The 18653-nt window shown below is 63.3% G+C and carries 16 protein-coding genes and 1 tRNA gene; 4 read left to right on the top strand and 13 right to left on the bottom strand.

Annotation, left to right across the window (positions count from 1 at the left end):
* Positions 1 to 904: 904 nt before the first annotated feature.
* The 3 genes from MUN81_RS05625 to MUN81_RS05615 all read right to left on the bottom strand — a co-directional run bounded on the left by MUN81_RS05625 (position 905) and on the right by MUN81_RS05615 (position 1808).
* Positions 905 to 1084: a hypothetical protein gene (locus tag MUN81_RS05625; protein WP_245115771.1), complete on the bottom strand. Its 180-nt coding sequence runs from the start codon at positions 1082 to 1084 to the stop codon at positions 905 to 907.
* A 41-nt stretch (positions 1085 to 1125) separates the two neighbouring features.
* The gene (locus tag MUN81_RS05620; protein WP_245115770.1) at positions 1126 to 1326 is read right to left on the bottom strand and encodes a hypothetical protein; all 201 of its coding nucleotides are present in this window, start codon (positions 1324 to 1326) and stop codon (positions 1126 to 1128) included.
* A 407-nt stretch (positions 1327 to 1733) separates the two neighbouring features.
* A tRNA-Val gene (locus MUN81_RS05615) sits at positions 1734 to 1808 on the bottom strand.
* A gap of 192 nt (positions 1809 to 2000) precedes the next feature.
* Between MUN81_RS05615 and MUN81_RS05610 the strand changes: the two genes are divergently transcribed.
* The 3 genes from MUN81_RS05610 to MUN81_RS05600 all read left to right on the top strand — a co-directional run bounded on the left by MUN81_RS05610 (position 2001) and on the right by MUN81_RS05600 (position 3998).
* Positions 2001 to 2624: a porin family protein gene (locus MUN81_RS05610; protein WP_245115768.1), complete on the top strand. Its 624-nt coding sequence runs from the start codon at positions 2001 to 2003 to the stop codon at positions 2622 to 2624.
* Positions 2625 to 2766: 142 nt separating this feature from the next.
* Positions 2767 to 3450: a porin family protein gene (locus MUN81_RS05605; protein ID WP_245115766.1), complete on the top strand. Its 684-nt coding sequence runs from the start codon at positions 2767 to 2769 to the stop codon at positions 3448 to 3450.
* A gap of 44 nt (positions 3451 to 3494) precedes the next feature.
* Positions 3495 to 3998, top strand: coding sequence for a hypothetical protein (locus MUN81_RS05600; RefSeq protein ID WP_245115765.1), 504 nt, complete (start codon positions 3495 to 3497; stop codon positions 3996 to 3998).
* A gap of 104 nt (positions 3999 to 4102) precedes the next feature.
* On the opposite strand, the gene MUN81_RS05595 is transcribed toward MUN81_RS05600, so the two are convergent.
* The 3 genes from MUN81_RS05595 to MUN81_RS05585 all read right to left on the bottom strand — a co-directional run bounded on the left by MUN81_RS05595 (position 4103) and on the right by MUN81_RS05585 (position 7776).
* Complete coding sequence (locus MUN81_RS05595; RefSeq protein ID WP_245115763.1) at positions 4103 to 4765, bottom strand: hypothetical protein; 663 nt, start codon at positions 4763 to 4765, stop codon at positions 4103 to 4105.
* 845 nt (positions 4766 to 5610) lie between these two features.
* Positions 5611 to 5949, bottom strand: a complete 339-nt coding sequence (locus MUN81_RS05590; RefSeq protein WP_245115761.1) for a hypothetical protein — start codon at positions 5947 to 5949, stop codon at positions 5611 to 5613.
* Positions 5950 to 5991: 42 nt separating this feature from the next.
* A complete protein-coding gene (locus tag MUN81_RS05585; RefSeq protein WP_245115759.1) occupies positions 5992 to 7776 on the bottom strand; it encodes a hypothetical protein in 1785 nt (594 codons plus the stop codon).
* 1025 nt (positions 7777 to 8801) lie between these two features.
* Between MUN81_RS05585 and MUN81_RS05580 the strand changes: the two genes are divergently transcribed.
* Positions 8802 to 9974, top strand: coding sequence for an alpha/beta hydrolase (locus tag MUN81_RS05580; RefSeq protein WP_245115757.1), 1173 nt, complete (start codon positions 8802 to 8804; stop codon positions 9972 to 9974).
* Positions 9975 to 10200: 226 nt separating this feature from the next.
* Here MUN81_RS05580 and MUN81_RS05575 read toward each other — a convergent pair whose 3' ends face one another.
* The 7 genes from MUN81_RS05575 to MUN81_RS05545 all read right to left on the bottom strand — a co-directional run bounded on the left by MUN81_RS05575 (position 10201) and on the right by MUN81_RS05545 (position 18520).
* Positions 10201 to 10779 (bottom strand): type 1 glutamine amidotransferase domain-containing protein, encoded by a 579-nt coding sequence (locus MUN81_RS05575; protein ID WP_245115754.1) that lies wholly within the window; start codon positions 10777 to 10779, stop codon positions 10201 to 10203.
* 105 nt (positions 10780 to 10884) lie between these two features.
* Entirely contained in the window at positions 10885 to 12750 is a 1866-nt protein-coding gene (locus MUN81_RS05570; RefSeq protein WP_245115752.1) for a PAS domain-containing sensor histidine kinase, read from the bottom strand.
* Between the two features lie 62 nt (positions 12751 to 12812).
* Positions 12813 to 13265, bottom strand: coding sequence for a BLUF domain-containing protein (locus tag MUN81_RS05565; protein WP_245115751.1), 453 nt, complete (start codon positions 13263 to 13265; stop codon positions 12813 to 12815).
* A gap of 222 nt (positions 13266 to 13487) precedes the next feature.
* Complete coding sequence (locus MUN81_RS05560; RefSeq protein ID WP_245115749.1) at positions 13488 to 14570, bottom strand: PKD domain-containing protein; 1083 nt, start codon at positions 14568 to 14570, stop codon at positions 13488 to 13490.
* Between the two features lie 53 nt (positions 14571 to 14623).
* Positions 14624 to 15133, bottom strand: a complete 510-nt coding sequence (locus MUN81_RS05555; protein ID WP_245115747.1) for a cupin domain-containing protein — start codon at positions 15131 to 15133, stop codon at positions 14624 to 14626.
* A 138-nt stretch (positions 15134 to 15271) separates the two neighbouring features.
* The gene (locus MUN81_RS05550) at positions 15272 to 16099 is read right to left on the bottom strand and encodes a helix-turn-helix domain-containing protein (protein WP_245115745.1); all 828 of its coding nucleotides are present in this window, start codon (positions 16097 to 16099) and stop codon (positions 15272 to 15274) included.
* Positions 16100 to 16201: 102 nt separating this feature from the next.
* Complete coding sequence (locus MUN81_RS05545) at positions 16202 to 18520, bottom strand: mechanosensitive ion channel domain-containing protein (protein ID WP_245115743.1); 2319 nt, start codon at positions 18518 to 18520, stop codon at positions 16202 to 16204.
* Positions 18521 to 18653 lie beyond the last annotated feature (133 nt).

Below are 18653 nucleotides of genomic sequence, written 5' to 3'. Positions count from 1 at the left end.
CGAGGCCGCCACAGGGTACGACATTCTTTCGGCCGTCCCAGGTTCGGTACAACAGGTAGTAGAAGCTTGGGTGGATACCGGCCCTACCAGTTAGCTGGGGCGCAAATCCTTCACTACTGCGGCAGCCTATCCGTTACGGAGAGAAATGCCGTGCTCCCTGCGCTTTGACAGTAAGAACTCCTACAAACAAAAGCCCAAGCGAATCCGCTTGGGCTTTTGGCTTTTTTATTAAAACTCCCAATTAGTCAAAAGTGGGAGTATCATGGCAATTAGGGTCGTTGAGTGGGCACGGGCACGTTGGGCAGGGAGCGGGCGGGGTGCAATTGGTGCAGGGGCCGCCGGCGCCCGGCATGGGGTCGCTGGGGGCGCCCGGGCTATTTGGGTGCCATGTCCACGTGCTGTTTTCCGGAGCCTCGTTAATCCATTGGTCATCCGTGTCAATATACACACTCGTTTCGCGGCACACTTCGTAATAGCCGTTGAGCGTGTATATGTTCCTGCAGCTTTCAAACGTGGCCGCAGGGCTACCGGCCGTAGAAGTTGGCGCCGAGAAAAGCAGCAAAGCGCTTGCGGCAAGCAATAGACTTGCAAAACCGAGCAAGCGGCGGAGGGGAAGTGTTACCTTTTTCATATGCGTTGGTAAGGGGTAAGGTTGAGGCCCAAAGGTTACCTGCCTTTCGCCCCACCAAAAGGACAATGTTGGGCTAATTGCGACTGGTACTTAAGCGGGACAACGTGGTGTGCATCCCCGTAACGCGACCGTATTGGCGCGTTTCAGCCCTGCTGAGGGGGGTAATTGTGTTAAAGAATTGCGCATCTTAGACTTCTGCCTCCCCCGTGTGCGCCCGCCAGGCCCGGCGATAAGCTGAAACCGGAAACGCCCTGGCCGGGTAGTCGGAGCGTTTTACGTCTTGTGGTGGTCGGGGCGCTGGCCCAGCCCAAACAGTTCCGACTCCCAGCAGCAGTCCCAAAAAGCGGGGCCCAGCCAGTACACGGCCTCTCGACGCCGCACGCCCGGCGTGGGCACCAGCACCCACCCGTGCCACTGCACCTGATGGAAGCCGAGCCCCAGCTGCAACTGCACGGGGCGCGCCTAGCTCAAACGCGAACCGCCCGTAGCCCATTCTATTTGCGGGTCCACAACAGGTTGAACTCCTCCTTGCGGTGGTAGGCGTAGAGCCGCGACACCGGGTTAATTACCACGATTTCCGCTGTGGGCCGCTCATCGTTCGGCTCCATCGCAGCCAGCTCCAATTCGTATTCCCGGCCGTGGCGAAAGCCGGCGTAGCCGTCGAGGCCTTTGAAGAGGTAGGTTGCTGCTGCCATAAGGGCCGCGAAAGTACGGCCCGCACCTCAATGCTTGCCCCAGATGCTGTTGGCGTTGCGCTGCTGGAGTTCGGCGTTGCGCTGGCGCAGCTCATCGCCGGCATTATGCACCAACCGCTACGCCAGCACGGCCACGCTGAGTAGCAGCGCCCCCGCTATGATACGGCCAATCCGGTATATTAAATGCAGTTACACCGCCGTGTTCGAGTACGTGCGTTGCCCTCAAAGCGGCCACCTGCGCCCCCGCGTGGGGCTGGTGCATGCGCCGCCCACAAAGCCCTGCCCGTCCAACTGCGAATCACCGCCAACTAACCCCATCCAACGCGCTTGAAAAACCCAGCACCGGGGGCAAAACCGGGGGCCAACCATAGAAAAAGCCCCTACGCGCGCTGCATAGGGGCTTCCCGTGAGGTGTAATGGGCTCGAACCATCGACCTCCACCGTGTCAGGGTGGCGCTCTGAACCAACTGAGCTAACACCCCAGAATGCGCGCGGCCTAGCGGCTGCGCGGCCCCAAAGGTAAGGCCCGACGGCTGGCAAAGCGCACCGGGTGGTCATTTTATTTGGCCGTACTGCGCAGCCGCGGCAACTTTCTGGCCCCGGGAAAGTATAGGGGCAAGCGGGAATAGTCATCTTCCCGAGCTTTTGCTTTCCCTTACCCCTTTCTTTCACTCATGAAAAAGATTCTTCTGTTTCTGCTGCTCGCCGTGGCTTCGTCTCCGGCTGCTTTTGCCCAGGCAGCGCCGGGCGGCGCGCTTTCTTCCAAAGACTACACCGGCGGCGCCACCACCGAATCGGGCAACACCGGCTTTGGCGTGAAGGGCGGCTACAACCTGGCCAACGTGTACGGTGACGACGCCGGCTCGGGCCGCAGTAGCTCCAACACCTTCCACGCCGGCCTCTACGGGCAGTTTGGGTTCAACGACTTCTCCTCCATTCAGGTAGAAGCGCTGTATTCGCGCCAGGGCACCAAGTTCACCGACGGCGTCGACAACCTGCGCCTCGATTACCTGTCGGTGCCAGTGCTCTACGTGGGCAACATCACCGACGCCTTCAGCTTCCACATCGGCCCGCAGGCCTCGGTGCTGACCAAAGTGGTGTCGGGCGACAAAGACCTCGACATCAACGACAACGGATTCAAGAGCTTCGACCTCTCGGGCGTGGGCGGATTGGAATACCGCATCGGCCCGGCCCGCCTGGGCGCCCGCTACAACCTGGGCCTGACCAAGATTGCTAAAGACGCCAAGGTGTACAACAACGTGTTCCAGGTGTACCTGGGCTTTGGCTTCACGCAATAAGGCCTTGCGGCTGCTTAGCGTTTGGCTTGCAAAAAAAGGAGGTTCCGGAAGGGGCCTCCTTTTTTGCTGATGCGGCAGGCCACGCGGGCAACTTTGGGCGCAAACGGCCGTTTGCTATGAGGCCATTTTACTTTCTATTGTCATGAAAAAAGCCGTATTCGTATTTGCGCTGGCCCTGGCGGCCGCGCCCGCCGTGCGCGCCCAGCAGGGCCCCGGCGTGGGCTCTTCCACCGATTATGCCGCCAGCGACGGCACCGAGTCGCGCAACACCGGCTTTGGCATCAAGGGCGGCTACAACCTGGCCAGCATCCAGGGCGCGGGCGCCGACCTGTTCACCAACCGCGACAACCTCAAGGACTTCCACGCCGGCGTGTACGGGCAGTTTGGCTTCAACAACTTCGCCTCGCTGATGGTGGAGCTGCTGTACTCGCGCAAGGGCTACCGCACCGATTACCTGGGCACCGCCACCCGCGACACCCGCCTCGACTACCTGGAGCTGCCCATCCTGTTCGTAGGCAACCTCACCGAAACCCTCAGCATTCACGTGGGGCCGCAGGTGTCGCTGCTCACCAACGTGCGCGACGGCGACGCCACCGTGAGCCTCTCCGACCGCGGCTACAACAGCCTCGACTACGGCGCCATTGCCGGCGCCGAAGCCCGCCTGGGCTTTGCCAAGCTGGGCGCCCGCTTCGACTGGAGCCTGGGCAAAATCTACAAAGACGGCACCGTGCTGCAGTACAACAGCAAGTCCGGCGCCACCGTGGCCGACAACAACATCCGCAACCAGGTGTTTCAGGTGTACCTGGGCCTCGGCTTTAAGCACTAGCGGCCTTGGCGCCGGCCTGGGTTTCTCATTTGCTGTAGCCGCCTATGTTTCTTGCGCTCGATGTGGCGGCCGTGCACCAGGCCCGCGAGGCCCTGCTGGGCCGGGGCCTGGCCGTGCTGGCCGCTTGGGTGCTGCTCAACCTGCTGGTGAGCGGCCATTACCTGTCGCGCGCCGACAAGCGCCGGCCCGCCTACTACTTCCACGGCATGAACGTGGGCTGGGCGCTGGTGAACGGCCTGCTGGCTGCCTGGGGCATCTACCACCTACAGCCCACCGCCCCGGCCGGCCTGCGCCTGGCCGACGTGGTGCAGGCCCAGCTTTTCAACGAAAACTTGTTCCTGTTCAACGCAGGGCTCGACGTGGCTTACGTGATGACCGGTTACTACCTGCGCGCCCGCGCGGCCCTGCTCGGCGAAGCCCACTCGGCCCGCCTCCTCGGCTTTGGCCGCTCGCTGTGGCTGCAGGGTGGCTTTTTGCTGGTGTTCGATGCCCTGATGTGGGGGTGGCTGCACTGGCAGGGCCGCGGCTGGCTGCCGTGGCTGCAGTAGCAGGCCGGCACCTGCTTTCCCTCGGCCTCATTCCGAATGCAACGAAAACGCCCCGCCGAAGCCGGCGGGGCGTTGCTGTTCGGGAGCCAGTACCAGCACCTGCCTCACTCGCGCAGCAGGCGCACGAGGTAGCGGCGGCCGTCGGCCTGCTCGTAGCGCAGCAGGTAGAGGCCGGGCGGGCGCCCGGCCAGCTCCACGGCGGCCTGCCGAGCGCCAGGGGCCACGGGCTGGGCGCCCAGGTAGCGGCCCAGCCCGTCGTGGAGCACCAGCCGCCCGCCCGCCGTGGCCGCCGGCAGCGCCACGGTGGCCCGAGCGGTGGGCCCGCTCACGGGGTTGGGGTAGGCCTGCAGCGGGGCCACCGCCGCCCCGCCCGGGGCGGTGGCCAGTGGCCGAAAGCCGTCGTAGAGCCCCAGCAGCAGGTCGGAGCCGCCCCGGGGGCCGGCCGTGGTGTAGCCGCTGAACACGAGGCCCCGCCCGTTGGGCGCCAGCATCGCCGAGCGGGCGTAATTGTCGCCGGCCCGAAACAGCATGGTGTCGCTCACCAGGCGCCCGGCGCCGGTGAAGCGCACCAGGTGAATCTGGTTGCTGCTGCCGCCGGCCCCGCCGGTCTGAAGCTCAGAGTCGCCGGCCAGCAGCAGGCTGCCCTGCGCGTCTTCTACAATGGTGCGCGCGTCCCAGCTGCGGTTGGCGTAGCGGTTGGGCGCCACCGTGCGCCAAATGGTGTCGCCAGTGGGCGTGATTTTGGTGATGTTCTGGCGCCGGCCCATGACGATGTTGCCGTCGCGTTCTACTGCGGCGGTTGGGTAATTATCTAAGGCATAAAGTCCATCACGCCTTTTAAACTGCACCGATGTTCCGTTGGCAGCATTGAATAGTAAATATCCTTTTACCCCATTAGTATTTCCTCCTAATGTCCCTTCGATGAGCATTATGACACTGCTTCCCGATACCGCGGGGTCGCTATATAATCTGTTTGCCATGTCTAGGCCCGCAGTTGTCAAAAAATTGCTGAGATTAAACGACCACATGACGTTCCCTGTCGCGCTATTAACCTTATACAGATTTACCGTTGAAACAACATAGGGAGGTCCCGTTAAGTAATCGCTGTCAATTCTTAGGAACAAATAGTGGCCATCTGCTGCGATAACTGCCGGTTGAGCCGAACTTTGACCGGTAGCACCCAATTGAAGCAAAGGACGGTAAGTGCGAGTCCAGAGCGTGTCGCCGGAAGAATTTACTTTCACGGCAAAGCCCGTCTGGTTGCCTCTTCCGTTTTCGTAACCAGTTAACAGCAGGTTGCCGTTGGCATCGGCCGCCGCCCCTGAAAGAGTTGGTAATAAAGCGTAAGGCGGCGAGACGCGTTTGGTCCACAGCGTGTCGCCCACGGCATTGGTGCGCACCAGGTAGATGCGGCTGGCAAAGCCGTTGGCGTAGGGCTGCTGCCCGGCGAGTAGGTAGCCCCCGCCGGGCATAGGCACGGCGTAACCGCCGGTTTCGTTGGCCGTGGTGCCGTAGGCTCGCAGCCAAGGCAGCACCTGCGCCCGCGCCCCCAGGGGCAGGCACAGCAGAAAAAACAGGAAGTAGCGCATGGCGAAAGAAAAGTAAGTGGCCCTTATCGTACCTCTACCCGTTGCGTGCGGGCCGGGGCAGCCGGCCCGTGCGTGACGAGCAAATACACCCCCGGCGCCAGCCCGGTCAGGGCATTGCCGCTGGGCTCTACCCGTCCCTGCCGCACAACGTGGTCCTGCAAATCGGTGAGCTGGTACCGATAGCCCGCCCGCGATGCGGGAGCCGTGGCCGCCGGCCAGGAAAAGCTGGCCGTGCCCGTGCCCGGGTTGGGAAACACCACCGGCTGGGAAGCCCGCAGGCTGGTGCCGTCGATGACGGTCCCGCTGTTGCGCACAATGAGCTGGCTGCCGGTGCGCAGCACCAAGTTGCCGTTGTCTTCCAAGTCGTTGCGGTCGGCAATGCTGATGGTGGTGCCCGCCTGGGCTTACAGCCGGGCGTTGTTAGGGTCGAGCACCAGTCGGGCGCCATCTTCCAGGTAGAGCGTGGTGCCGGCGCCCGTCAGGCGCAGCACGCCGCCGTTGGCTACGCCCAGGCTGGTGCCGGTACCGAGGCGCAGCTCGGTGTCGTTCACGAAATCGTCGTGCGGGCCCGGCGTTTCGCGCTGCGGGGTGGCGCTGCGGTCCAGGGTCAGGGTGGCTCCGTCGAGGTAGATTTCGCGTCCGGCCGTGGCCCCGGGCACCGGGAAGGTTTGCAGGGTACCGGTCCAGCGGGTGTCGTGCGTCACGGCGGTGTTGTCGTAGCGCACCTGCAGCGTGAGGTCGCCCGAGGCCGCATCGTAGCCGGTTATTTCCACCGACAAGCCGCTGAGCGGAATGACCGACTGCCGCTCGTTGGCCGGGTCGTAGGTCTGGTGCGGAATAATCATAGGGTTGGTGTCGAGCGCGTACCGAAACCCGACCGTGCGGGTGCCCACGTGCGGGCCAAACAGGCCGTCCGTAATCAGGTCATCGACTACAAACAAGGGGGTAAATTCGTTGCCTACGGTCATGTCGGCGTTGCCCGTGCCGGAGTCGTAGCGAATTCGCCGGTCGCCGTCGCGGTTTCCCCGAATGCTGGTGATTTCGCTGTGGCCGCCGGTGGCGTTGTTGTGCAGCACGGGCGGGCCGGTGTTTTCGCGTAGCTGGTAGTTGTATGTTCGGTTGCCGTGCAAATGGTTGTTCACCGTGTAGAGGGGGCCAGAGGGACGGTAATCGAAGTTGCCTTCGGCCGACACCACCCGCAGCCCGTTCACCTGAGCGATGTTGAAGGGGCCAACAAAAGATGTCCGGCTGGGGCTCATGTTCTCTACCATGGCCAGCAGGCCCTGCGGCGCCGGCAGGTAAGCGTTGCCGTCGGGCGCCAGCACGTAGCCGTTGCGCCGGTCCAGCGGCCCGTTTTTGGCCCGGTTTTCCAGCCACAGGTACTGGTTGGTGTTGGGTAGCTCCAGGCGCATCACGTCGCCGGTGGTCACGTAGTCGCGCAGCACATAGGTGCCGTTGGGCGCAAGCCGGCCCGGCCCGATGTCGCTGCTGACCTGCGCCGGGCCGGTTGTTAGCTCCGTCCAGCCCAGGTACCAGCGCTCCCAGGCGGCGGCCGAAAACGAGGTGGCCGCGTTCTGCATCATGCTCCAGCCCAGGGTGCCGTAGTAGTGGTTGCCGGTGGTGCTGTTGGCGCCCAGCACGTGCGGTGCGCCGTAGAGGGTATGCGCCAGCTGGTGCAGCACCGAGGGCCACCCCAGGGTGCTGCCCGCCTGGCAGTGCCCGGTGGTGATGGCGTAGGCAGGATGGCTGGCATTGGCCGGAATGGTGGCAAAGGGCACGCCCGCCACGCCGTCGTCTTGCCGGATGGAGGGATGGCAGCCCACGCGAAAGCAGAAAATAACGTAGTCCAATTCGCCGTCGGGGCCGGTGGTGCTGTTGTCATAGCCGAAACCCGGGTTGTTGGTGCGCTGGTCGTACTGGCCCCAGTTGAAAGCTGGAAACTGCGCGTGGGCAGCGCTAATGGCATCTTGCGCATACCCATCGAAATCTCCAAAGGCCCGGCCGCTCGCCGGAATGTTTACCCGCTTCGGCAGGGTACCGAATGTTACTTTCAACGGGTTGGGAGAAGTGCGCGACATCTGGTAGAGGAAGTTGGACACGCTCTGGTCGGTGGCGCCCAAGCTGAACTGGGCGGGATTGGTGTAGCAAACGTCGGTGTAATTGGCTGGAAAGGTTTCACCTTCACTCATACCACTTCCCACAGCCGCAAGTTGCGACCACTCTGGCGAAGAATAACTACCACAATTCCCTCTAGGAATCGGACCTATATCCTCTGTAAACCCCACAAAAACAATCAGTATTTTGAGGCTTCCCTGGGGGGTGAAAGCCCCGCCAAAGGTTGAGCTTGGGGTTACTACAGCCGGGCCAGCTAAGCCCTTGCCCCTACCTGGTGCCTGAGTATGGGTGGGAGTGCCCGGTGCCTGCAGCTGGCCAGGGGCCACGGGCCGTTTTACCCAGGCAGGATAGCAATTGGTTGTGGGCGCAAACGGCCAGGCGGCTGGTTCGTCGGCCTGTGCCCGGGCGCTGGTAGCCCCGCCCAGGGCCAGCACCAGCATGAACGCCCAGCGGGCCAGCGCACGCCCGGAGAAGAAGGAGTAAGCGTATTTCATAAGCGAACAAGTAGAAAAAGAGATGAACAAAGCGTTGCAAAACGCGGCACCGACGGCAAAAAATCAGCGTTTTCTCATAGGCAAGCAGATTGGGTGAATGCAGGGATGAAACAGCTGCACCGGCGTACCGCAGCGCGGCCCAGGCAGCGCAGAGGCCGCAATTGCAAGACTGGCAGCCGGAAACCGGCGGGCAGAATGTGACGTTGACCCAACCTATCATGGGACCGGCGCATCGCCGGAGGCAAACGGGTTGGTAGAGAACCGAACAACCGGACGAAATGCCCGGCGAAGCAGCCCGGCCGCAGCGGTGGAAAACACCGCGGCTCAGGCGCTTAAATGTAGCCTTACAAAAATTGAACTGCCAACTCTGGAGCAATTACGGTGGCAACGTTTTGCCGTTTGCGCAATCCCATAATGAGAATCAAAACCCGATATGGGAAAAACTTCGTAGATTCTCGGCTGGAAAATGAAGCCGTAAGTCGACAAAAACCACCGGTTCGGCTTAAAAAAGCCCGTCGCCTCTGCACACGGCTGAATTTTGCGCACGCTGTTTAGCCCAAAAATGGGAAAAGCAGCTTCTATTTTCCCGCTGCTAAGTTGTTTCTATGCGCCTATTCGTACTTGCCCTCGCCGCCTTCTGCATCCTGTTCCGTGTCGACTCACTGGCCAAGCCTCTTGACCGCGTAGAGGCCGTGGCCGTGACCAGCCCGGCTGGTGGCGTGCGCCTCAACGGCCTGCTGCGCCTGCCCTCAGGCCCCGGCCCGTTTCCGGCCGCGGTGCTGCTGCCCGAGCGCGGCGCCGACGCCGCCGGCCCCCACTCGCCCAACAGCGAAATGATGAACGGCCTGGCCGACTACCTGGTGAGCCAGGGCGTGGCCGTGCTGCGCCTAAAGGAGCGCGGCCACGGTGGTTCGGGCGGTTCGGCCACTGCCACCACCCTGGCCGAGCGCTCGACCGACGCCATTGCGGCCCTGAACTTCCTGCGCACCCGCCCTCAGATTGACGTGACGCGCCTTGGCCTCATTGGCCACGGTGAGGGCGCCAACGTGGCGCTGCTGGCCGGCGCCCAGCCGCTGGCCCCCACGTTTGTGGTGGCCGTGGCTGCCGCCGGCGTGCCCGGCCGCGAGCTGCTGGCTGCCCAGCCGGTGATGTACGGCAAGGTGCTGGGCAATGACACCACCGACCTGGCCCGCCTGCACCAGTACGAGCGCGCCATGCGCGCCGCCGAGCAGGAAGCCGCCAAGCTGCGCGCGCACGGCTCCAACGCCGCCCAGGTGCAAACCTACCTCGACCAGCAGCGCCTGCGCCAGAAAGCGGCCATGCGCCGCGACGAGGAAAGCCTCGTCAAGCACCAGCGGGCCATGCTGGAAATAGTGCGCCAAACCCCCGACAACAGCCAGGCCCAGGCCATTCTCAGCAACATGCTGCGCCAGCGCTACCCCGGCATTGCCCCGGCCGACGTGCAAACCACCGTGCAAACCCTCACCACGCCCGCCTACCGCAGCTTCCTGAGCTTCGACCCGCAGCCTGCGCTGCCAGAGGTGAAGTGCCCCGTGCTGCTGCTACACGGCGAAGCCGACCGCGAAGTAAACGCTACCCTCAACCTGACGGCCCTGCGCAAAGGCCTGCGCACCAACACCAAGGTGGCTGAGCTACGCTACCCCAACCTCAACCACACCCTGCAGTTTGCCAGCGACTCGCCGGCCGATGCCGCCGCTGCGGCCTTCAACCCCGACACGCCGGCCGACATCTACAAGTGGATTGTGAGCCAGAAATAGGCTGATAGGAAAATCCGGTCATTGCGTGCGCAGCAAAGCAATCCGTCCTGTGCTCAGCGACAAGCCTTCTGGTGTGACAGATTCTGAAAAATGAAAAGCCCCGGCACTGCACAGTGCCGGGGCTTTCTAATGGAGCTTTTTACATTATTCGGTTAGTCGCTGAGCACAGGACGGATTGCTTCGTTGCGCTCGCAATGACCAACAGACTCTGCCAACAAAGCGCTTTTTAATTGTGGCCACCGTGCTGGGGTTCCAGCATTTCTTCCACAATTTTCTTGTTGAAGGCGGGGATGTCTTCGGGCTTGCGGCTGGTGATGAGGCCGTGGTCGGTTACCACTTCGGAGTCTTCCCACAGGGCGCCGGCGTTCTTAAGGTCAGTGTGCACGCTGGGCCAGCTCGTCACGCGCTTGCCGCGCACCACGTCGGCCTCCACCAGCAGCCAGGGGCCGTGGCAGATAGCGGCCAGCACCTTGCCCGAGCCGGCAAATTCCTTCACGAAGGCCACCACGTCTTTGTTGACGCGCAGGATGTCGGGGTTCATCTGGCCGCCGGGCAGCACCAGGGCGTCGTAGTCGGCGGGGCGGGCGTCGGTGATGACTTTGTCGACATCGACTTTGCTGCCCCAGTCTTTCTTGGGGCCATCCCAGCCCTTGATGGAGCCGCTTTTGAGGGAGATGACGTGGGTTTCGGCGCCCTCGCCTTCGAGGTATTTCTTGGGTTCGTCGAGTTCGGCCTGCTCGAAGCCGTCGGTGGCAATGATGGCAATTTTCTTGCCCTTGAGTTTGTCGCTGCTGAAAAGGCTCATGGTGTTATTGGAAAGTAAAAAACAGAAAAGGACCGGGAATACTCCCGGCCCTTTTCTGTACGCCCTGCGACGCATTTGGTTAAGCAAGATTATGGCTTAGGCTTTTCAGGCCTCGAACCAATACACCGTGAAGGTAGTGCCCTGGCCCACGGTGCTGGTCACGTCGAGGTGGCCGCCGCGGCTGGCCACGATGCGCTGCACCAGGTACATGCCCACGCCCGCGCCCGCAATGTGCGGGTGCTGCCGCGCAAAGGGCTGAAAGATGGGCGCCGGATGGCCCGGCAGTTCCATGCCCAAGCCATTGTCCTGCACGGTGAGGAGGGGCTGGCCGGTGGCGCTCAGGTCGCTGCGCACCCGCAGGTGCAGGGGCCGCGCGGGGTCGGCAAACTTGAGGGCGTTGCTGAACAGGTTGTGCAGGATGCTGCGCAGGTTGGCGCGGCCGTAGATGAGCGTGGGCGCGGCCGAGAAATCCAGCTCCACCGCGGCCTCGGACTCCTGCACCTGGGCGCGCAGGCCCAGCAGCACCTCGTCGGCCACGCTGCGCAGGTCCAGGGTTTCGACGGGCGCCGAGAGGCCGCGCTGGTCTTGCACGGTGGCGGCCAGCTCCTGCAACGTGGTATCGAGCTGGCCGAGGGCCTCGTCGACCATGTGCACGATTTGGCTTTCCTGCGGGTCATCGAAGGATGCGGTGCGGCGCAGTTCGTCAAACAGGCCGCGCAGGTTGAGCACGGGCTGCTTGAGGTCGTGCGAGGCCGTGTACACGAAGGTGTCGAGGTCGCGGTTGGTGCGGGCCAGCTCGTCGTATTGGGTTTGCAGCACTTCGCGCAGGCGGTGCTGGTCGTCCACGTCGGTGCAGGCGCCAAACCAGCGCGGGCCGCGCTCGTCGGCGAGCTGCCGCGCCCGGATGATGTGCCAGCGGTAGCGCCCGTCGTGCCGCCGCATCCGAAACAGGCCCTCGTAGGGCTGGCCCGAGGCAATGCTTTGCACCCAGCGGCGGGCGGCGCCGGCCTGCTCGCTGGGGTCGAGCAGGTTTATCCAGCCGGTGGGGCCCAGCTCCTCCTTGGTCAGGCCCGAATACTCGGCCGTGTATTCGTTGTAGTAGTCGATGAAGCCCTCAGCCGTGGCCGTCCAGATGAGCTCCGGAATGCTGTCGGCCAGGAAGCGCAGCTCGGCCTCGCCGCGGCGCAGGGCTTCGGCCAGCTCGCGCTGGTCGTGGATTTCGGTGAGGGCGCCGTGCCAGAACACGGCCTGGTCGGGGGCGTGCAGCTCGGGCAGGGCGCGGCTCAGCAGCCAGCGGTACTGGCCGTCGTGGCGGCGCAGGCGGTACTCGTAGCTCCAGCCAATGCCGGCGGCCCGGGCCGAATCGGACTGGTAAAGCACGCGCAGGCGGTCGTCGGGATGAATGAGCAGCGGCCAGATGGCGTTCAGGTCAGCCGTGGGCGGCTGGCCCGTGAAGTAGTACCACTGCGGGCTCACGTACTCGTACTTGCCGGCCGCATCGACGGTGAACGTGATTTGGGGCACGGTTTCGGTGAGCACCCGCAGGCGGGTGTCGAGGCGGCGGGTTTCGATGGACAGCTGGTGGGCGCGCTGCCGGGACTCTTCTTGCGCGGTCACGTCCACGGCAAAGAGCAGCAGGCCGCTCACGGGGGCATCGCCTTCACGCACGGGCTCCAGGGCAATGTCGAAGTAGCGCGGCGTGGGCTTTTCACCATCAGCGCCGGGCAGGGGAATGCAGTAGGCCTTGGCCACGTAGGGCCGGCCCGACTGGAAGACCTGCTGCATCACCTCCAGCAAATCGGGCGGAATGGTGCCGGGGTGCTCGGCCACGGGCTGGCCTTCCTGCACGGGCCCGCCCAGCACAAGCTGCATGGCCTCGTTCACGAAGCCGAAGCGCAGGGCTTCGCCCTGCAACGTGGCCACGCCGGCCGGAATGCGCCGGAGGACGTCTTGCAGCTGTTGCTCACGCATGGCCCAACGCGGAGTAAGAAGGAGAATGGGCGGGACGCCGGCGCTGGTTCAGCGCAGTGGGATTACGCATGCGCCGGCTCCGATTCAGTCGGGGCCGCATCGGCGCCAAACACGGCCAGGCGCACCAAATCGACGAGCATGGCGTCGGCAATGCTGAGGGTGCTGGGGGGCGGCGGCACGTGCTGGGGCAGCAAAAAGCCCTGCAGCGCCTCAAAGCCGCTGGGCTCGAGCGGATGGAAAGCCATGGACCAGTCCTCGAAGCTGCGCGTGGTGATGGGCTTGTCGACGAGCTTCACCACGTTGGAGTGGCGGCCGTCGCGCGAGATGACGTCGAACAGCGGCTCCAGCACGTCGGCTTCGCCCTCGATGAGCTGCGCAATGTTGCCGTGGCTATAGAAGAGCACGCCCGTAACGTGGCGCGCCGCGTTGTCGTGGCGGCACTGGTCGAGCAGCGCCTGCAGGTCCTGGTCGGAGAGCGGACGCACGGCCCGGCTCATGTAAACAATATGTATCATCTGCGGAAACAACAAAGGAGTCAGCCCCTTACCGAGCACAACAGCAGTGCGTTAAACAGGTAGCTATCACCAGCAAAGGCCTTATAAGCTATTTACTTTCACTGCAGCAACGTAGAAAATGACTCCCTTGGTTGATGTGGAGCGTAAAAATAAGGCGGCGGGTAGTTTTTTTTTGCGCGGCTGCAGCAGGCGCCCCGACCCGCTGCGGGCTATGGCGGGACGTCACTTCACCGCCACGTCCCACACCTTGGCCATTCTGGCCTTCCCGGCCGGGCCTTCCACGTCCAGCACCACGATGTATTTGCCGGCTTCCTGGTAGCGGTGCACGGGGCTTGGCTCCGTAGAGGTGGTTCCGTCGCCGAAGTCCCAGTGCCAGCGCTTGATGGGGCCGCGGCTTTCGTCGCGGAAGGTGACCTGGCGGCGGGCCATGTCCGTGACGCTGAAGGACCACTGTGCCGCCAGTTTCGGCAGGTACTGCTCGGCCAGCGGCAGCAGCGTGAACACGGTGCCCAGGCTGGAGTTGCCGTACATCTTGTGGTTCTTCGACAGGTTCCAGAAGCCTTTTTTGGTTTCGTCCTGCACGTCGTCGTAGTCGATGACGGCCCAGGTGAGGCCGATTTTCTTGCCCGCCGTCAGCACCGATTCTACGGCGCGGGCGGGGCCCTCGGCCCCGGCGTAATCGAAGGGCGTAATCCAGAACTCGGCCGTGAGCTTGCCGCGCTGGCCGGGCCGGAAGTCGTAGCGGTAGGCGATGTTGGAATAGGGCAGCTGTTTAATCCAGGGCTGGCTGCCCCAGGCCAGGGCCCAGTCCTTGCCCTCGGCGGGCATGAAAATGTGGTAGTTCTGGGCGTGCACGCCGTGAAAGGCGAAGTATCGCTCCATCAGCGGCAAGTCCTGGTTGGGGTGCATTTCGGCCGTGAGCGGGCCGCCGGAGAGGTCGCCGTCGACCACAATTTCGAAGGTGTCGTTGTGCAGGCCCGGCAGGCTGAAATCCCAGTAATCGTCGGTGGCTTCGTAGAGGAAGTAGAGCCGGTTGAGGCCCTCCACCCAGGCCACGCGCACCTTCACGTCGAGGTTGGTGGAATCGGCTTTGGCGTAGCGGCCGGAGTCTTCGCGCAGCTGGTCGGTGCCCACCACGTACTCTTTCGGAAACGTGGCCCAGTCGTCGGCCTTGCCGTCGATGCGCGGAATCATGTTGGCCGGAAACTGATAGACCTTGAAGGCCCGGTCTTCCTGCGCCCGGGCGGCGGGGCCAAGGGCGCAGAGCAGCGCAAACAGCAGCGGCGAAAATGCTTTCGTGGGCATGAAGCGAAGGTAGCAGCGCCGACGCATTGCCCACGGTGTCCAAAACCACTCTCCTACCCCACCGTCAGCTTCGGGCCCACAATGCGGCAGCCGTTTGCCACGTGAATTTTCTGGGCATCGTCCAGCGTGGCGGTGGGCGGCAGCGCGGCCAGTTGCTTAAACAGCATTTCGGTGCCGGCGCTCGGGTGCGTCATGAATACCATGCGGCCGGTGTCGCTCAGCGTGAGAAAGGTGTGAGGAATGTTGCGCGGCAGAAAAATCAAATCGCCGGCCCGCAGCGTGAACTTCTCCTCGTCCACCTGCACCAGAAACTCGCCCTCGGTGATGTAAAACTCCTCGTCCTGCTCGTAGTGCACGTGCAGCGGCGGGCCGTCGTGCTTGCGGTAAGTGCCGGCAAACATGGCCATTTGCCCGTTCGAGTCCTTGCCCGACACCTTCAGGTACAGGTCGAACCCCATCAGGTGGTAATGCTCGCTGGAGCGAGCGTCGGCGTGGCGCACCACGAACGGCTTTTTTGGCGCGGCCGCGGCGGCACCCAAGGCATCGGAAGAGAGAAGGGCCATACCAAGTACTGAGGCTGAAAGGTTTTTGAGGGCGGCGCGGCGCGATTCCGTTTCCATGGCGTTTGCGAACAAAAAGCGAATGATGCCAGCAAAACTATGAGCGCGGGGAAGCACGGTGGTGGTCAAAAAACGACATCTTTAACGCAGCAGCAGAATGTGCTCGGGCGAGCGCGCTTCGGCCTCCACAAAGAGTGTGGGCGTGACGCCCGCAAACTGCTTAAAATCCTTCACCATGTGCTGGTAATCGGCGTAGCCACAGGCCAGCGCAATGTCAAGCCAGTCGCGGGCCGGCGCCTGCTCCTTCAGGGCATAAGCCCGGTTGAAGCGCGCAATGCGCATAAACAGCTTCGGGCTCACCCCCATGCGCTCCCGAAACTTGCGCTCGAACTGCCGGAAGCTCAGGCAAGCCTGCCGGGCCAGGTAGTCGAGCGACGCCACCGGGCCGTCGGCCTGCAGCCAACGCCCCAGCTGGTCGATGGGCTCACGGCGCCGCCGCAGCCGGGCAAATTTCTGCCTCAGGTAAGCGTCCACCACGGCCAGCATTTCGGCGTAGCGGACCGTATTCATCAACTGCTGAATCACCTCGCTCATCTCCTTCCCAAACACGCATTCCGCGTCGATGGCCGCGTCGGTAAATTCGGTCATGGGCGCGCCGCCCAGCAGGTGAAACAGCCCGCCCGGCTGAAAAATGACCTTCACCAGGCTGAACGTGCGCGGGTAGTAGTGATGCCACACCGTGAGTGGCTGGCCTTGCAGCAGCGTGTGGGGCATCACCATACGCTTGTTGAGGGCCGAATTGACCTTGGTGAAGGCCTCGCCCGGATAGAAAATGATGCTCTGTTCGGCCCGCGCCGGCAGCAGCTTGGTCGGAATCTCGGCCAGCCCGCGGAAATCAAAGTCGCAAAGCAGATACTCCTTCACGTAGGGCTGCAAGGCGGGGTGCGGCAACGTTACTTGGTATATCATAGCGCCGGAGGATAGTGCTGACCGAACCGGGCCAGCGGTGAAATCAACCAGCAGGTAAATTACTTCATTTCAGGCGCTTTTGGCCCCACTCCGGTGCCGCCCCTACCCCAACTGCAAGCCCTTGGCCTGAAACCGCCGGTAAATGCCCGCCAGAATCTCGCTCTTGGTGAGCTGCTCCTGCCGGATGTTGGTAATCCAGAACAGGATTTTCAGTTCGTACACTTGCCCGTTGATGCTGCTGAGCAGGATTTCGGGCGGCAGGTTGTGCAAGGTGTAGGGGCTGTTTTTGATTTCCTCCTGAATGAGTTCGCGGGCCGTTTGCAGGTTGGCTTGCAGGTCGACCTCGGGCGCCGTGGCCGTCATTTTCAGCGACAAATCCACCCGGATGTGGTCGTTGGTGCGCGTCCAGTTGATGACGTGCTGCGACAGCAGGTCGCCGTTGGGCAAAATGATTTCGGAGCCGGTGAGCGACAGCAGTTTGCTGGAGCGGATGCCGATGTCCTGCACCCGCCCCGACTTGCCGGCGACCTCAATAAAGTCGCCGACGTGGAAGGGCCGCTCAAAAATGAGGATGATGCCCGACACCAGATTGTTCACGATGCTTTGCAGGCCCAGGCCGATGCCCACGCTCAGGGCCCCAAACACGATGGCGATTTTGCTCAGCGGCAGGCCCGTGGCCGCCGTGGCCAGCGCAAACCCCACCAGCACCAGCAGCAGCCGCAGCGCCACCAGCCACGAGCCCCGCTGCCGCGAGTCGACGCTGTCAGATTCGCCCACGTCGCCGAAGAAATAGCCGATGTAGCGCTGCAGCTGGGCCGATATGTAGAGAATCACGAAAAACAGCAGGATGTTGCCGTAGGTGAATTCGGTGCTGCCCAGCAGGCGCGGCGCCGTCAGCAGGTGCTCAAAATAGCCGTAGATGAGGTTGTACACGTTGAGGTTGGAGGTGAACACCACCAGCCATAGCGCCCCGGCCAGCCCCGTGAGCAGGCGCATGAGCTGGGGCTCGATGGTGGAGTAGTCGAAATGCCCCGTGCCGCCGGTGGCATTGCGGCTGCACAGCACCTGCAAGTGAAACGCCTCCGTGAACAGCTCGATGAACACGGCCAGCCCCACGCCCTGCGTGAGCCCGAAAATGCCCGCCGTGCTGAACATCTTGGCCAGGCTCAGCCGCCCCAACACGTTGCAGACGATGGCCAGCGCATTGAGCGCCACAAACAGGCCCGCCACCGGCACCAGAAACCGCAGCTTCTGCAGCGTCTGGCGCAGGCGCCACAGCAGCCACGTGCCAATGCCCACGGCCAGCGCGTTCAGGCCCAGCAGCCCCCAGCGCGCGCCCAGCCCGGTGGCCGCGTTGGCGTTGGTGATGCTCAGCCACACAAAAAACGCCACCAGCCCCAACCATGCCCCAAACAGGCGCCGCGGCCAGCTGCGGGCAAACACCGCCGTGAGCCCCACCAGCAGCAACAGCTGCAGCAGCGACAGGTACACGGGCGGCGGGTGCAGCTCCAGCACCGGCGCCAGGCTGCACATCACCACCAGCGTGGCCGCCACTGGCCCCGGCCGCAGGTAGCGGAAGGACTCGGTGATGACCAGGCCTTCCTTTTTGGCCCGCCGGTAGTTGAACGTGACCCAGCCGTAGAACACCAGTCCAATCAGCGCCATGTAGGCCCAGTTGTCCCAATTATTGGCGAAGTAGTAGCCGATGATTTGGCGGCGGTATTGCCCGGCTTTGCGCGCCTTGGGGTCGGCCGGCGCCTTGGGAGTGGCAGCGGCTTCCCACAGCGGCGGGTAGTTGGCCTTGATGTTGGTGCGCCCAAACCGGCGCATCTGGTCGCCCACCTCGTCCTGCAGCTCCATGCCCTGGATGTAGCTGGCCGCCACCTGCGTTTGCAGCTGCTTCACCTTGGTCAGCCGCTTGGCCAGCAGGCCGCCGATGCGCTGCTGCCGCGCCTGTAGGGCCGAGTCGGCGCGCTCCAGCGCCAGGGCGGTGGCGTCGGGGCTGGGGATGCGGGGCCGCGCCGCGGGCAGGCGCCTGAGGCGCTGCTGCATTTCGGTCAACTGCTGGTTGGCGCTGCTCAGGGCGGTGCGCCATTCGCCCAACTGCTCCTGCATGGTGACGAGCATGAGCTGGCACATTTGCAGTTGCTTGAGGTCGACCACTTCGCCTTTCTGCTTCAGCGTGTACTGAATGGCTTTCAGGTTTTCCACCATGTCGGGCAGGTCTTCGGCCAGGCCGCGCGTGTCGAACACCTTGCGCACCTGCCCCGAAATGCCGCTGAGCGTGGTGTAGCCCACTTCGAGGCGGTAAGAATCGTCGCGGACGGTGGCCGTGTCCACGGCCATGGTGTCTTCTTTGATTACCGTGGTTTGGGCAGCGGCGGGAAATAATACCGACAGCCACAGCAGCAGCGAAAGCATGACGCGCAGCGGCCGGGGTGATTTGTTCGGCGTAATCGAGGCCAGGAAAAGATTCGGAGCGAGCATCTACATAGCAGCTGTGAACCGGAAAAGTACGCGCAAGCCCACCGAAAAGCCCGACGCTACCGGCAGC

This window comes from Hymenobacter sp. 5317J-9 (assembly GCF_022921075.1).
Lineage (GTDB): Bacteria > Bacteroidota > Bacteroidia > Cytophagales > Hymenobacteraceae > Hymenobacter.
The sequence above is the reverse complement of the archived record's forward strand: the minus strand, read 5'-3'. Positions and strand labels throughout refer to the sequence as shown.

Coding starts and splice junctions, on each gene's coding strand:
- MUN81_RS05620 (WP_245115770.1), bottom strand. CDS start 1,326: ATGGCAGCAGCAACCTACCTCTTCAAAGGCCTCGACGGCTACGCCGGC.
- MUN81_RS05610 (WP_245115768.1), top strand. CDS start 2,001: ATGAAAAAGATTCTTCTGTTTCTGCTGCTCGCCGTGGCTTCGTCTCCG.
- MUN81_RS05605 (WP_245115766.1), top strand. CDS start 2,767: ATGAAAAAAGCCGTATTCGTATTTGCGCTGGCCCTGGCGGCCGCGCCC.
- MUN81_RS05600 (WP_245115765.1), top strand. CDS start 3,495: ATGTTTCTTGCGCTCGATGTGGCGGCCGTGCACCAGGCCCGCGAGGCC.
- MUN81_RS05595 (WP_245115763.1), bottom strand. CDS start 4,765: ATGGGCCGGCGCCAGAACATCACCAAAATCACGCCCACTGGCGACACC.
- MUN81_RS05585 (WP_245115759.1), bottom strand. CDS start 7,776: ATGAGTGAAGGTGAAACCTTTCCAGCCAATTACACCGACGTTTGCTAC.
- MUN81_RS05580 (WP_245115757.1), top strand. CDS start 8,802: ATGCGCCTATTCGTACTTGCCCTCGCCGCCTTCTGCATCCTGTTCCGT.
- MUN81_RS05575 (WP_245115754.1), bottom strand. CDS start 10,779: ATGAGCCTTTTCAGCAGCGACAAACTCAAGGGCAAGAAAATTGCCATC.
- MUN81_RS05570 (WP_245115752.1), bottom strand. CDS start 12,750: ATGCGTGAGCAACAGCTGCAAGACGTCCTCCGGCGCATTCCGGCCGGC.
- MUN81_RS05565 (WP_245115751.1), bottom strand. CDS start 13,265: ATGATACATATTGTTTACATGAGCCGGGCCGTGCGTCCGCTCTCCGAC.
- MUN81_RS05560 (WP_245115749.1), bottom strand. CDS start 14,570: ATGCCCACGAAAGCATTTTCGCCGCTGCTGTTTGCGCTGCTCTGCGCC.
- MUN81_RS05555 (WP_245115747.1), bottom strand. CDS start 15,133: ATGGCCCTTCTCTCTTCCGATGCCTTGGGTGCCGCCGCGGCCGCGCCA.
- MUN81_RS05550 (WP_245115745.1), bottom strand. CDS start 16,099: ATGATATACCAAGTAACGTTGCCGCACCCCGCCTTGCAGCCCTACGTG.
- MUN81_RS05545 (WP_245115743.1), bottom strand. CDS start 18,520: ATGCTTTCGCTGCTGCTGTGGCTGTCGGTATTATTTCCCGCCGCTGCC.